This is a genomic window from Candidatus Binataceae bacterium, from assembly GCA_035294265.1.
Lineage (GTDB): Bacteria > Desulfobacterota > Binatia > Binatales > Binataceae > DATGLK01.
The window spans coordinates 14,078-27,287 of record DATGLK010000027.1 but is presented as its reverse complement, the minus strand read 5'-3'; the positions used below and the strand labels follow the sequence as shown (position 1 = coordinate 27,287).

At 61.3% G+C, this 13,210-nt stretch carries 14 protein-coding genes; 9 read left to right on the top strand and 5 right to left on the bottom strand.

Translation table 11 applies throughout. The annotated features are described in order from the left end of the window. On the top strand, positions 1–574 hold a 574-nt coding region (locus tag VKV28_05020; GenBank protein ID HLH76152.1), incomplete at its 5' end, for an MBL fold metallo-hydrolase. A gap of 3 nt (positions 575–577) precedes the next feature. Here the strand turns inward: VKV28_05020 and VKV28_05015 are convergent. Next, entirely contained in the window at positions 578–1,741 is a 1,164-nt protein-coding gene (locus VKV28_05015; GenBank protein ID HLH76151.1) for a cobalamin-independent methionine synthase II family protein, read from the bottom strand. A 188-nt stretch (positions 1,742–1,929) separates the two neighbouring features. On the opposite strand from VKV28_05015, the gene VKV28_05010 reads away from it, so the two are divergent. Then, positions 1,930–3,183, top strand: coding sequence for an MFS transporter (locus tag VKV28_05010; protein ID HLH76150.1), 1,254 nt, complete (start codon positions 1,930–1,932; stop codon positions 3,181–3,183). Positions 3,184–3,343: 160 nt separating this feature from the next. On the opposite strand, the gene VKV28_05005 is transcribed toward VKV28_05010, so the two are convergent. Together VKV28_05005 and VKV28_05000 are read right to left on the bottom strand one after the other, a co-directional pair. Beyond that, positions 3,344–4,312 carry a hypothetical protein gene (locus tag VKV28_05005; protein ID HLH76149.1) on the bottom strand — a complete coding sequence of 323 codons (969 nt, stop codon included), beginning with the start codon at positions 4,310–4,312 and terminating at the stop codon, positions 3,344–3,346. A gap of 170 nt (positions 4,313–4,482) precedes the next feature. Then, complete coding sequence (locus tag VKV28_05000) at positions 4,483–4,854, bottom strand: hypothetical protein (protein HLH76148.1); 372 nt, start codon at positions 4,852–4,854, stop codon at positions 4,483–4,485. Here VKV28_05000 and VKV28_04995 point away from each other — a divergent pair. Then, positions 4,853–5,323 (top strand): hypothetical protein, encoded by a 471-nt coding sequence (locus VKV28_04995; protein HLH76147.1) that lies wholly within the window; start codon positions 4,853–4,855, stop codon positions 5,321–5,323. The genes VKV28_05000 and VKV28_04995 overlap by 2 nt on opposite strands. A 310-nt stretch (positions 5,324–5,633) precedes the next feature. Here the strand turns inward: VKV28_04995 and VKV28_04990 are convergent, their stop codons facing one another. Continuing rightward, complete coding sequence (locus VKV28_04990; GenBank protein ID HLH76146.1) at positions 5,634–6,146, bottom strand: class IV adenylate cyclase; 513 nt, start codon at positions 6,144–6,146, stop codon at positions 5,634–5,636. 115 nt (positions 6,147–6,261) lie between these two features. On the opposite strand from VKV28_04990, the gene nadA reads away from it, so the two are divergent. Genes nadA through VKV28_04960 form a run of 6 tightly spaced genes read left to right on the top strand, consistent with a single transcriptional unit; the run spans position 6,262 to position 11,976 of the window. Beyond that, complete coding sequence (gene nadA / locus VKV28_04985; GenBank protein HLH76145.1) at positions 6,262–7,269, top strand: quinolinate synthase NadA; 1,008 nt, start codon at positions 6,262–6,264, stop codon at positions 7,267–7,269. 34 nt (positions 7,270–7,303) lie between these two features. Beyond that, complete coding sequence (locus tag VKV28_04980; protein HLH76144.1) at positions 7,304–8,023, top strand: NUDIX domain-containing protein; 720 nt, start codon at positions 7,304–7,306, stop codon at positions 8,021–8,023. Positions 8,024–8,043: 20 nt separating this feature from the next. Then, positions 8,044–8,421 carry a CYCXC family (seleno)protein gene (locus tag VKV28_04975; protein HLH76143.1) on the top strand — a complete coding sequence of 126 codons (378 nt, stop codon included), beginning with the start codon at positions 8,044–8,046 and terminating at the stop codon, positions 8,419–8,421. A gap of 6 nt (positions 8,422–8,427) precedes the next feature. Then, on the top strand, positions 8,428–9,045 hold the full coding sequence (locus tag VKV28_04970; GenBank protein HLH76142.1) for a DedA family protein: 618 nt from the start codon (positions 8,428–8,430) through the stop codon (positions 9,043–9,045). A gap of 31 nt (positions 9,046–9,076) precedes the next feature. Next, positions 9,077–10,552 (top strand): ATP-binding protein, encoded by a 1,476-nt coding sequence (locus VKV28_04965; protein ID HLH76141.1) that lies wholly within the window; start codon positions 9,077–9,079, stop codon positions 10,550–10,552. Further along, positions 10,549–11,976: a sigma-54 dependent transcriptional regulator gene (locus VKV28_04960; GenBank protein HLH76140.1), complete on the top strand. Its 1,428-nt coding sequence runs from the start codon at positions 10,549–10,551 to the stop codon at positions 11,974–11,976. Before VKV28_04965 ends, VKV28_04960 begins: the two co-directional genes overlap by 4 nt. 130 nt (positions 11,977–12,106) lie before the next feature. On the opposite strand, the gene VKV28_04955 is transcribed toward VKV28_04960, so the two are convergent. Continuing rightward, entirely contained in the window at positions 12,107–13,171 is a 1,065-nt protein-coding gene (locus VKV28_04955; protein ID HLH76139.1) for a hypothetical protein, read from the bottom strand. Positions 13,172–13,210 lie beyond the last annotated feature (39 nt).

Below are 13,210 nucleotides of genomic sequence, written 5' to 3'. Positions count from 1 at the left end.
GGGGATGTTCGGCCGCCGCGCGCGCCGCCTTCCCAGCGGCGGCTTTTTACCCACCAAGGACGTGCCCAAGCCGCCGGCGCTGGCGGCGCGCGGGGCTAGAGTTTTGACTCTAACTGAGAGCGCGACTTTTCTGGACGGAATGTTCTTTGTAAGCGGCGAGATTCCGCGGGTAACTCCCTTCGAAAAAGGGCTGCCGGCCCATTATCAAAAAAGCGCCGCCGGCCAATGGGAACCCGATCCCTGGTTGCGCGATGAACGCTTCCTGGCGGTACAGGTAAAGGACAAGGGGCTGGTGGTATTCACGGCCTGCTCGCACGCCGGGGTTATCAACGTGCTAAGTCATGCACGCGAATGCTTTCCCGCGGTCCCGCTTTACGCGGTGGCTGGCGGCCTGCACTTGTCGGGCCCCAATGAAAACATTATTGCCGATACCGTGACCGCCCTCGCGCAATTCGAGCTGGCCGTGATCGCCACCGGCCATTGCACCGGATGGCGCGCGACCGTGGCCTTGGCCAGCGCTTTTGGCGACGCGGCCCTGGCTCCGTTGGCCGTGGGCAAGCGCTACAGCTTTTAGCCGCTAGCCCCAAAGCTCGCGGCTGGCCAGGGCCGCGCCTTCGGCCAGCGCCTTAAGCTTAGCCCTGGCTATCTGCGGATGGACCCGGCCGCCCATCCCACAATCGGTGCCTGCGATTACATTCTCGCGCCCCACCAACTTGGCGTACTGGACGATTCGATCGGCCACGAGCTCGGGATGCTCGACTACGTTGCTGGCGTGGCTCACCACACCAGGAATCAGAATCTTGTCCGCAGGCAACTTGGTCTCCCGCCAAAGCTTCCATTCATGCTCATGGCGGGGATTGGCCGCCTCCACTGAATAGGCACCGGCGTTGACCTTCAGCAGCAGGTCGATGACGTACTTGAGCGGGAGGTCGTGAGTGTGCGGACCATGCCAACTCCCCCAGCAGATATGATAGCGGATGCGATCGACGGGTAGGCCGGCCAGGGCGTGATTGAGCGCCGCAACACGTACCTCGGCGAACTTGCGATAATCCTCGATTTCGGGGGTGGGCACGATCATGTCGTAGGTGTCGGGCAGCGCCGGATCGTCCACCTGCAGAATCAGGCCGGCATCGACGATAGCCTTGTACTCGGGCTTGATCGCGTCGGCCAGCGCGAACAGATAGGCCTCGTCGTTGGGATAGTATTGATTGTAGAAGAAATGCTCCAGCCAGCCCGGCGCCAGCACGGTCATAAAAGTTTCTTCAACTTTGCACCCCGATTCCGCCAGCGCCGATTTGAAGCGCTCGATGTCGGCCTGGAGTTGAGCCTGGCCAATATGGGCAAGCGGAGCGGTGCAAACGATGCGCTGCCGGGGCCGCTCGCGGGAGGGGTAGGTAGCGCGGTAGAAATCAGCGAACTCGATGCGCTCGCCGGTTGCCTGTGACATGGAGTTGGCTTCGCCTTCGTTCAGGGTCTTTAAGGTCAACCCGCTCAAGCGCTGCTCGTAGTAGGCAAAGCTGCCGAAACCGAACTTGCCCAATTCGCCGTCGCTAACGATATCGATGCCGCAGTCCGCCTGCTCGCGGATGACCTCGACCATCGCGCTGCGTACCCGCGGCATCGCCGCCTGCAAGTCGGCGGCTCGCATCGCTCCCACTCCCCGCGTCATCGCGGCCAAATCGGCAGGGCCGTCCAGACGGCCGGCATGGGTGGTAAGAATCCGCTTGGTGCTACGCTTCATAGTGCTCCGCTCTCCGCAAGGCCACGAACTCTGATAGTGCGATAACATCTCCTCCGCACGGCTGTAAAGCCGAATTTATCTCATCGCTATCGGAAATCGCTCTCCGAAGGCCTTGCCGCTGGCACCGGCAAGTGGCACAACCAACAGGTTGCTTTCGTTTCCAGCCATCGGCACCGGCCAGGAGGAGCATGCACAGCTTACGGCAACGACAATGGCTGGTGGTCGCAACCTTGCTGGTGGCGGTGTTCGTCGTATTTGGCGGCGGCTTCTATACCGGCGGAGTTTTCGTCCTGCCTCTAGCCAGTTACTTCCACACTACCCGCGCGCGCGTCTCCACACTGTTTGCGATAAGCGGCTTGACCTCTGCCATCTCCAGCTATTTCGTCGGCTGGCTGCTCGATCGCTTTACCATCAAGTGGATCATGGCCTCCTGCCTAGGGCTGTGTGGGTTGTCGATGCTATTCCTGAGCCGGGCCCAGGATTTTAGCCACCTGCTGGTCGGCTACGCCCTGCTCGGCACGGGGCTCATCGCCGGCACCAACCTGTGCGCCGCCTTCACGATCTCACGCTCTTTCCAGCAGGCACGCGGCAAGCTGCTGGGCCTGATTTTCGCCGGTGAGTCGGCCGGCGGAATGGTGATGACATTGATCGCCGCTCACGTACTGGTCCATTACGGCCACCACCAAGGCTGGCGCGTAGCTTATGTGGCGCTGGCCTTGCCGATGCTGCTGGTCGCTGTGCCCATCGTGCTGCTGTGCATGCGCGACCTGCCGGTGGTAAATACCGCCGGCAGGGCCCAGCCCCAAACCGCCCCGCCCGGGCTGGAGCTGGCTCAGGCCCTGCGTACGCGCTCATTCTGGTATCTGGCGACGGCGTGGTTCTGCTCCGCTTTCGGCTTCTCCGCCGAAATCGCCCATGTTATTCCCAGCCTGGTGGCGGGCGGCTTTGCCACCGCCGTGGCGGCTTCGTTCTGGAGCCTGGCCTTGGCCTGCAAGGCGGCTGGCCAATTGGGCCTGGGCGCCATCGCCGATTGGATCGGCGCCCGCGTCACCTGGGGTGCTTGCTTCATCGCTGGGGCGATCGCGATCCTGGTTTTGGGCGCGGCCAGCCCTTCTCATCCCATCTCCGTGCTGGTGTATGTGCTGCTAGGTGGTCCGGCGCTGGGCGGAACGATCGTGCTTGCACCCGTGGTTCAGGCCTACTCGCTGGGAGTCAAACGCTTCGGCTCGATCCACGGCCTGCTATTGGTCCTCTCGCAAATCGGATTTATGGTCGGACCGGTAATAACCGGGTGGATTTTTGACCTCACCCACAGCTATCGGGAGGGCTTCGCGATAATCGCCACGCTCTTCGCCTTGGCTGCGATGGCGATATTCCGATGTGCCCCCTTGAGCCGCCTGCTCCCCACCGAACCCCTCACCCAAAATGCCGTGATTGGCTAGTGCAGCAGGGTTGGAAAAGGCCGCGGATAGCCTCCATTAACCGGCTCATACGGAGCGGCCGCTCCCGTCCGAACCATGGACAATTGCTTCACCAGCGTGAGAGGACGGCTGGGAAGCACGCCGGTCGCCATAGCCCGCGTGGCGTGCGCGGTGACCTTGGCTATTCACCGCGCCGGCCGTATTTGCCATTGAAGTAGAAAGTCACGGTAAAGATCGGTCCGATACTCTGCGGAAATTTCCATTCGTAAACTGGGAGTAGCGCACCCAGACCCCAGGTAACCTGATAGCGTTGAGTGCTCGGCCAGGTAGCCTCCACGGTCGGCGAGGCCCACCAGTAGGACCAGGGGGGAGCGTTGGCATGGCCAAAGAACAAGTTGTTGCGATTTTGCCACTGACCGGTGAATTCCAGCACATAGCCCAGTCCATACTCCGCGTTGATCACATGCTCGAAGGCAAAGCCCCAATACAGCAGATTTCCGTCGGTCATGTGCAGCGACTGGCCAAAGGGCAGTTGATCAATGCCGTTATTAAACTGATAGCCGCCGTGAACCTCGGTGGGGAATTCGACGATCTCGTCAATTTCGCCATACAGCTCGAACGGTTTGAAGCGTTTGCGGAACAGTAGGCCGATACCTTGATTCCAGGTGCCGTTGCCGAACTGATCGGTATTGTAGGCGGCGGGGTTCAAGTTCTGATAGTTGCCGGTGGGTATCCAGGTTATGGTCTTAATCGACAGCGCTGGCCTCGCCAGCAAGTGATAGGTGTCGGCGTCGGTAGTCAACCCATACTTGAACTCGAAATGGATGTTGCCCAGTCCGATATCGGTAGCCGATTTGCCCGGCGGGGTGGTCGGCGGCTGGGCAGTATTGAGGATGAAGTTGGGATAAAAGTCAAACTCCAGCTGATGCCCCAACCCGATCGCAAAGCGCTGAGGCATCGCCAGTTCCCAAGTCCCATAGCGCAGGTCATGGTAACCGTAGGCCCACGGTTCGTAATACCAGGAGCCCAGCGGCTCAACCTCTGCCGTGCCGGTGAAGTTTGGGCCGCTGGTAGCTGGCCCCCAAATACTATCGGCGCGGGCCTGCCAGGGTTGAAGAATGGCCGCGGCGAAAAAGGCAGTAAATAGCAACCACGCTGTTTTCAGCCACGCCGAACGCCGGCGGCATAGCGAAAAATCGCATCGCATCGTCAATCACCCGTGCGCACTCGGAATGGCGCTCCATCCGGCGTGCAGTCGATCAAGCCGCGGGCAAACGAAGGCCTCCCGAACAACTTCGGATTAAGGTCTGGAACTAATGACTATTTTGCGAAAAGTGGACTTAAAAGAGGTGGCGCGCGCGGCTGAGCGATGCCTGCTAAACACCAAACAAAAAGCTTCGCGCTCGAAAACGGTGTATGTCTCTTGGCAGGCAAGTCTGAAGCGTGACTGACCCTGGCGGGCGGCGCCAGATGACGTCCAGCCAAATCCGCCGCCATCGCGCTGCTGGGTCCAAGCTTCGGGAGCGCGCCATAGACAGGCAATGTAAGTTTGATATGGTCAAAGAAAAGCGGGGCCAGCAAGTCAGGTTCGTCGGACCGGCTGATTGTAATGGGTAGCGCCGGCACAATTATCAATAGCGCCAGCAGTATAACCGCGGCCTGCGCCAAAAATCGCCGCACCAGCGAAGCCATGGTTGTCCGTTTATCGAACTTATCGCTGATTTGCATCAGTCTCACGATCGGGTTATTCGGCTGCACCCGCTCTCCCGCTCCGATTGCGACTTATGATCGCAATCACGACGGACAAATCGAGGAATGGGTCTATCTCATCGGCTCCAAAACCGAAGATGCGTTCGACACCAACACCGACGGCAAGGCTGACCTGATTAAAATCTACGACCACGGCGAGTTAGTCAAGGTTGAGCAGGATCGCAATCACGACGGCCGTATGGATCTAATACAAGAGTACCAAGGGGGCAAACTGGCGCGGGTGGTACGCGACAATAATTTCCATGGCAAGCCCGAAACCGTCGAAATTTATCGCAACGGCAAGCTGGCGATGGTCGAGCACGACTCCGACGGCTGCGGTGTCGCCGACAGCGTAGATTATTACGAACACGGCCGCCTAATTCGGACCCAGGTCCGCGCAACCAAGCGCTAAACTAATACGGCGGTATTTCAGCATTCCGTCCGTGGAATGTGACAGTTAACTTTCAGCACCGTCGCGGAGCGAAGTCCAAGAATCTGCTCGATCGCGGCAAGGGCAAAATGCCCGGCCGGCCGATCTTTATGCGCAAACTGCTCGTCGTGCTTCAGGAGCGCGCGTAGCAACTGCCAACTGCTCTGAAAAATAGGCCGCGACGGCACGGCTTCAGCTTTTACATCCGCGCGCGGGATCGGTCACAGAACCACGAGCACTCCCCTCATGGTTCGGGAGAAGAAGATTTCAGGAAAGAAGCCGCCTTTTTAGACTACTGATTGGCTTCCAGCAAATCGGCATAGGAGCCGGCAATCAGATCCGAAGGCGCCAGTCCCAACGCTGCCATCAGTTCGTGGGTACGCTGTTGGCATAGGGCTTCGTCGTTGACGGTATCCACTTGCGCTTCAAATTCCATGAACGCGCCCAGCCCCTCCACTTCGTCTAGATGGACGCGGACGTTGTGCCAGCGCCAGAGTTCACGCTGCTTGCGCACCACCACGCGCGCGCCGAGCGCGGCAACCAGCAGTTCCCCAAGTTTCTGTTCCGGGCCAATAGCCGCCAAGTAATAATCGCTCGGCTTGGGGCCGCGACGGTTATCGCGGCGGTAAAAGATGAGGACGTCCGGATCGCCTGGGCTTTGACGCAATTTGAGCCGGCCGCTTGGAACCACGAAGTAGGTATCAACCTGGGTAAAGTTAGCAACCCGCCGCGCGCCCAGTTTGGTCAGGGCTTGCGAGAGCGCCGGTCGGTCGAGCAGGCGCGCCTTGATTTCGATGTTCCGCATTTTCTTTATCCGAGCTTGGCGCACCAGCGCCGCCTTGTGAGCCGCCCCGAGAGCTTGCTAGTATGCGTACAATTGACGCAAAGTAAGCCCGCCCAAACGCGGGGAGTGAGCCGCCATGGAAACCACCGTCGACAGTGCCGCCGAACAACTTTACGATAAATTCCGCGCACTCGACCAGCCCGGCTACGATCGTGTGGCTTGCCGCGAGCATGCCAAAGCGATCGCCGAGATCAAGGCCCTCAAGGCGGCGCGCCGCGCGGTGATTCTGGCGCACAATTATCAGCGGCCCGAGATTTTCGAGGTCGCCGACTTTATCGGCGATTCGCTGGAACTGGCCCGCCAAGCGCGAGCGGTGCGCGCGGCCGAAGTGATCGTTTTCTGCGGCGTCCACTTCATGGCCGAAACCGCCAAGATCTTCAATCCTCAGCGTACCGTGTTGCTGCCCGATCTGCGTGCCGGCTGCTCGCTGGCCGACAGTATCGACGCCGACGCCCTGGCCGTACGTCGCGCCGAGCTGAGCGCGCTCTACCCCGACCTGCAGGTGGTCTCCTATGTCAACTGCACCGCCGAGGTAAAAGCACTCTCCGACGTGTGCTGCACTTCGTCCAACGCGGTGGCGGTAGTGGAGGCGCTGGATTCCGAGCACATCCTGTTTGTACCAGATCGCAATCTGGCTAATTACGTCCAAACTCAGACCTCCAAGCAGATCATCTCCTGGGAGGGCAATTGTTACGTCCACCATCAGATCACGCGGGCCGAGGTCGAGCGCATCAAGCGCGCACTGCCGGCGCTCCAGGTCCTGGCCCATCCCGAATGCCGAGCCGACGTGCTGGAGCTGGCCGACGCGGTGCTGTCCACTAGCGCCATGGTGCGCTATGCTAGGCAAAGTCCTGCGCGCGAATTCCTAATCGTAACCGAATGCGGACTGTCGGAGCGACTGCTGCTGGAACTGCCCGGCAAGCGCTTTTACAAGGCCTGCAAGCTCTGCCATTACATGAAAATGGTGACTTTGGCCGGGGTGGTAGAAAGTTTGCGCCAGATGCGCTACCCCATCGAGTTGACTGAGGAGGTTTGCGCCGGCGCCCGGCGTGCCTTGGAGCGGATGCTGGAGTTGTCCGCCTAGGGAACGCGGCGACGGCCGGCATGCCAGCGCGTCGATGCAGGAACTAGAAAGCCCCCGCTTGGCGGCCGGTCCACCTCGCGCCACCCGCGAACGTACCCGTTACGCGCGTCCTAAAGTGGCGGTGGACACGGTGGTCTTCGCGGTCCAAAACTGCCGGCTCAAGACCTACCTTGTGCAACTCAAACGCGGCCCGTTACGCGGACGCTGGGCCTTCCCCGGCGGGTTGGTCCGTGTCGGCGAGACCCTGGACGACGCCGCCCAGCGCGAGCTGCGCGCCGCCACCGGCCTGAGCGGGGCTTATATGGAGCAATTGTTCAGCTTCGGCGACCCCGCCCGCGACCCGCGCGCCCATGTGGTTTCGGTCGCCTACGTCGCGCTGCTGCCCGATCCGGCGATCGTGGGGGCACCCGACGCCAAGTACAGCGCGGGCGGCTGGTTCGAGGTCGGCGCCCGGCTGCCGCCGCTGGCTTACGATCACGAGCAAATGGCGCGTTATGCCTTGCGCCGGCTGACCGCCAAGCTGGAGTATAGCAATATTGCGGTCGCGCTCTTACCACGAATTTTTACCTTTAAGCAATTAGAAGACCTTTATGCTACCTTACTGGGGCGAAGACTGGACAGACGCAATTTCCGCCGCCGCATTCTGGCGATGCGCATCCTGCGCGAACTATCGGCAAAACAGCACGGGGCCCATCGACCGGCCGCGCTGTATTCTTTTGTCAGCCGCACGCCCCACGTCGTGCAAATGCTTTAAACTGCTATAGTGTGAGGAATATGAAGACCGCTTCGGCCAAATCGCTGGCAATCGCGGTGGGCGCCGCCTTGGTAGTGGCGGTAGTATACTGGGTCACCGCCGGCCGCTCCGTGGCCGGCCAAACCCTCGATCCCAGCCTGTTCAACGGCTCGGCTCGCCAAGCCTATACCATGGCACGCGATCATCCGGAGATTTTGGTCCAGTTGCACTGCTATTGCGGATGCACCGAGTTTGCCCACCATAAGAGCCTGCTCGATTGCTTCAAGGACACCCATGCCTCGGTCTGTCCGGTTTGCATGCACGAGGCGCTGGACGCGGCCGCGATGCTGAAGCGCGGGCAGGGCGTAGCGGAGATGCGCCACACCCTGGCAGTGATGTACGGGCAAGCGGCGGGTTAGCGCTGCGTGCTGTTAGTCTCCGCATACATTCAGCATTTCACCTACTTGGGTCTGCTCCTGGTGCTGCTGTTGTGCGGCCTGGGCTTGCCCTTACCCGAGGACGTGGCACTGCTGGCGGGGGGATTTCTGGTGCATCGCGGGGTGATTCAATATCCGCCCACCCTGGCGGTGTCGCTGGTCGGAGTGTTGGGGGGCGACTGTTCGCTGTTTTTTTTGGGCCGTCACCTGGGCAGCGGGCTAGTGAGATATGTCGGCTTAGTTTATCCCAACTACCGCCAGAGTATTGCCCGGATGCAAAACTTCATGCATCGCCACGGCCATCGCGCGGTCTTTTACGGCCGCTTTCTGGCCGGGGTACGGGCGCTGATTTATCTGACCGCGGGTTCGCTGGGCGTACCGCCGGGGCGCTTTTTGATCTACGATTTGGCTGGTGCCCTGATCTCGGTGCCCTTGATGGTTTCCCTGGGCTACCTGTTCGCCAATCAGATCGAGGCCGTGACCCGTTATCTGGGCGGCTTTGATCGGTTGTTACTGGCGGCCGTGGCGCTCTCGCTGGTGGTATGGTTGATGCGCGCGCTGTTACTGGCGCGCGCCCGCCGCAACCGCCTCTCGCGAATGCTCTAGTAGGAGGGCGCCGATCGGAAGCGAAACGAAGATGCGCCTGCGGTTTCCCGCCTTAAATCTCAAAGCCAAGCTGGTGGTCATCATTGTCGTGTTGCTGGCCGCCACACTGGGCGCCGAGGTTTTGATAAGCTTGCGCACGCAACAGGCCATCGCCGCCGCCACTCAGCAAAACGTCAAGGAACTGGCCGGCGCGATCCAGATCAGCGTGCAAGAGCTGACTTCGGTGGATCGCACCGACCAGGAACGGCTGCGCAAGTATGTCAGCAGCCTGCATAACCCCAATATCGAAGTCTCGATCGCCTCCAACGAAAACCTTATCATCAACAGCTCCGATCCCAGGCTGATTGGAGCCTCGCTCAATCCACGTTCCAAACAGGTGGTCAACACCGAGCGGCTGGGCCTGGACGCGCGCCGGCCGGCCCCCTACGACCTCGATCCACTGGGCGGCGAGAGCACGGTGTACCTGATCCCGGTGGTGGTCGAGGACCATTTGATGGGCTATGTGCAGGTGGTCGCCAACTTTGGCGACTACACCTATCTGCTGCGCCAGGCCCGGGCCCGCTTGATTACCCTGGCGCTGGTCATCTTCGCGGTCGGAATCGTCTTTTCCTACGCCGTGGCCGACCGCTATACGCGCCCCATCAAGGGGGTCGCCGCTGCCGCCCAGAATATCGCGGCCCGCGGTCTGGAACCGGTGGCGGCGGTGCGCCGACGCGACGAGATCGGGCTGCTCACCCGCAGCTTCAACGAAATGGTCAGCCAGTTGCGCCATGCTCGCGAGCGCGAGCAGGAGCTTAACCGGCTGGAGCGCTTTACCGCTTTGGGTCAACTCGCTGGTGGCCTGGCCCACGAGATCAAAAACCCGCTGCATTTCATCAGCCTGGCGGTGGACCAACTGCGCACCCGCTACGCCGGTCAACTGGGCAACGAGCGCGAGCAGTATCTGCGCCAGATCGCCATCATCAAAGAGGAGATTCATCGCCTCTCCGGTCTGATTCAAAACTTCCTGCATTACGGCAAACCGATCGAAATCCGGCCCGCTCCGACCGATCTGACCGCGCTGGTGCGCAACGTCCTGGCGCTGAGCGAGTCGCGCCTGAAGGCACAACAGATCGAGGTAGTCGAAGAGGGGATGGCGGAGCCGGTCATCCTGTCCCTGGACGGAGAGAAGATTCGCACCTGCTTTCTCAACGTCGTGGCCAACGCGGTACAGGCGATGGCCGATGGCGGGCGTCTGACTATCGACTTCCAGCGTGCCGAGGGCGGTTTGCAGGTCTCTTTCAGCGATACCGGCAGCGGCTTGGATCCTGAGGTCGCCGAACGGGTGTTCGAGCCCTTCTTCACCACCAAACGCGAAGGTATCGGCATCGGCCTATTTTTGTCCAAAGCGATTGTCGAAAGTCACGGCGGACGGATCTCCATCGCTCCCAATTCACCGCCGCCGGGCACGCGGGTAAGCTTTTGGTTCCCGCTCGGCGACAGCCGCGCGACGTTGCAGCAATTATGAAAAAAGCTTCAGTTTTGGTGGTCGAAGACAACGATCTGGAGCGCCAGATCACGGCCGAAATCCTGCGCGAGGAGGACTTCGCGGTAGAGGAGGCCGCCGCCGGCAAGCGCGCCCTGGAGCTGCTAGCGTTGGGCGGCTTCGACGTCGTGCTGACCGATCTGATGATGCCGGGGATGTCGGGCGAGGAATTGCTCGCCAGCATCCGCCCGCAGTACCCCGCCACTCAGGTCGTGATGGTCACCGCGCACGGCACCATCGACAGCGCGGTCAAGGCGATGAAGAGCGGGGCCTTCTACTATCTGACCAAACCCACCGATCGGGAGACCTTGGTAATGACCGTGGCCAAGGCCGCCGAACTGGCCAACTTGCAGCAGGAAAACCTGCTGCTGCGCCGGCGCCTGGAGGGCAAACTTACGATCGACGGCATCGTTGGTCAGGCCCCCGAGATCCAGGAGGTCATCAAGATTGTGCGCAAGGTAGCCGCCTCCAACTCCACCGTCTTGATCCAGGGCGAGAGCGGCACCGGCAAGGAGATTATCGCGCGCTCCATTCATATGCTCTCTCCCCGCGCCGCGCGCCCCTTCATCGCTATCAACTGCTCGGCCATTCCCGACAACCTAATCGAGAATGAATTGTTCGGCCACGAGCGCGGCGCCTTTACCGGTGCCACCGAGCGCAAGATCGGACTGATCGAGGCCGCCGACAAATCCACTCTGTTCCTGGACGAGATCGCCGACCTGGGGGTGGGCTTGCAGGCCAAGCTGCTGCGCGTGCTGCAGGAAAAAGAGGTGCGTCGGGTGGGCGGCAACGAATCCTTCCGGGTTGACGTACGGATGGTGGCAGCGACCAATCGCAATCTAGCCGAGGAGGTGGCCGAACAGCGCTTTCGCGAAGACCTCTACTATCGGGTCAACGTAGTCACGATCACCCTGCCCCCGTTGCGCGAACGCTCTTCGGATATCCCCATCCTGGCCAACCACTTTCTGACCAAGTATAGCGGTTTGGCCGGCGGGCGGGTCAAAGAAGTCTCCCGGGAGGCCATGGAAGTGCTATTGGATTATTCCTGGCCGGGCAATATCCGTCAGCTCGAATCGGCGATCGAGCGCGCAGTACTGCTGTGCGATGGTGACCGCATCACGCCGCGCGATCTGCCCGCCGAAGTACTGGCTCGCAAGGCGATCGGCCGCCCCGGCGCAGGCGCCGCCACGGGAGCGCGAGCCGACCATTTCGAAATCCCGGCTGAAGGCATCAACTTCGACCACTTCGAGCGCGAGCTGATCATGCAGGCAATGGAGCGCGCGGATGGCGTGATCGCCAAGGCCGCCAAGCTGCTAGGCATGAGCTACCGCACCTTGCAGTATCGCTTGGAAAAATTCGGGATGAAAAAAGGCGACACCCGCTTGCCTGATAGCAAGCTGCCCTGATGCCGATGAGCACCTGGAGATCGGCCGGCGCGCGCGCCAATCACCCCTGCGAGGCCCAGCCCGCGCCAAGAGGCGCCCTTCGCTTTCTGTCCCTTCCCACTTGCGCGCGGGCGGATACGAGCCTTAGCTGCTATTGCACGCGCCAGGCTTGCGTACCGGCGCTGGTAAAATGGCAGCCGAAAACCAGCCCCTGGCGATAGACCTGGCGCAAGGCGGCGCATAGACGCGCCTTGCGCACGGGATCGACCAAAAACAGTATGAAGCCAGCCCCGCCGGCACCCGAAATCCGCCCGCAATAGGCACCCGCCTGCAGTCCGCGCCGATAGAGCGTCTCCAGGCGCGTGCTGCAGATCCCCGCCGCCATGCGCCGCTTGGCCTCCCAGCTTTCGCGCAGCACCTCGTGCATCCGCGCGAAGTCTCCGCGCAGCAGGCATTCTTTCATGCGAAAAGCTTCCTGCTTGACCTGATGGGCAGCCGCCAACGCCACCTCCTCGCCCTGGCGAACGTGGCGCACCTGTTCGGCAATAATTGCCTCGGCGACTCGTGAACGACCGCAGTAGAACAGCACCAAAGAGGCTTCCAGTTCCGACACGACCCACTCCCGGATTCGCAGCGGATTGACCAGTACGCGCTCTTGGGCCCCGAATTCCATGAAATTGAAACCGCCGAAGGCGGCGGCGTACTGATCCTGCCTTCCCCCCGGCAGCCGCGCCTGCAAGCGCTCGATGCGATAGGCGGTTTGAGCCAATTCGTAATCGCCCAGCGGCACGCCCAGCCATTCGGCATACCCCTTGAGCATCGCAACCACTAGGCTGGAGGATGCGCCCAAACCCGAGCCCATCGGCACGTCCACGTGGGTCGAGACCCGCACCGGCAGCGGCCGGCCGCCGTGGTATTCGCGCACGACGTAGTTGTAGACGTGTTTGAACAGGTCTAGCCGGCCGTCGACCTTCAGAACTGCGCGTGCAGGATAGGCCACGCGATCGTCCAGGTCAGCGGAGAGGAATTCCACCCGAGGCTCTGCCAGCACCTCGACCGTGGCGTAGGCATATAAATCCACCGTGGCATTAAGCACCGCGCCGCCGTAGAGATCGCAGTAGGGCGAGACATCGGTGCCCCCGCCCGCCAAGCCGAGACGCAAGGGCGCGCGCGATCGGATCACCAGTCTGGCCGCGGGCTGGCCGCGATCGCTCAACCACCGATCGTCTGGTTGCCAGGATACTCCGGCCCGCGC

Excerpts from the sequence above, each read along its gene's own strand:
- nadA (HLH76145.1), top strand. The coding sequence starts at position 6,262 with ATGGAAACCACCGTCGACAGTGCCGCCGAACAACTTTACGATAAATTC.
- VKV28_04975 (HLH76143.1), top strand. The coding sequence starts at position 8,044 with ATGAAGACCGCTTCGGCCAAATCGCTGGCAATCGCGGTGGGCGCCGCC.
- VKV28_04990 (HLH76146.1), bottom strand. The coding sequence starts at position 6,146 with ATGCGGAACATCGAAATCAAGGCGCGCCTGCTCGACCGACCGGCGCTC.
- VKV28_05010 (HLH76150.1), top strand. The coding sequence starts at position 1,930 with ATGCACAGCTTACGGCAACGACAATGGCTGGTGGTCGCAACCTTGCTG.
- VKV28_04995 (HLH76147.1), top strand. The coding sequence starts at position 4,853 with ATGGTTGTCCGTTTATCGAACTTATCGCTGATTTGCATCAGTCTCACG.
- VKV28_04980 (HLH76144.1), top strand. The coding sequence starts at position 7,304 with ATGCAGGAACTAGAAAGCCCCCGCTTGGCGGCCGGTCCACCTCGCGCC.
- VKV28_05000 (HLH76148.1), bottom strand. The coding sequence starts at position 4,854 with ATGGCTTCGCTGGTGCGGCGATTTTTGGCGCAGGCCGCGGTTATACTG.
- VKV28_04965 (HLH76141.1), top strand. The coding sequence starts at position 9,077 with ATGCGCCTGCGGTTTCCCGCCTTAAATCTCAAAGCCAAGCTGGTGGTC.
- VKV28_05015 (HLH76151.1), bottom strand. The coding sequence starts at position 1,741 with ATGAAGCGTAGCACCAAGCGGATTCTTACCACCCATGCCGGCCGTCTG.
- VKV28_04960 (HLH76140.1), top strand. The coding sequence starts at position 10,549 with ATGAAAAAAGCTTCAGTTTTGGTGGTCGAAGACAACGATCTGGAGCGC.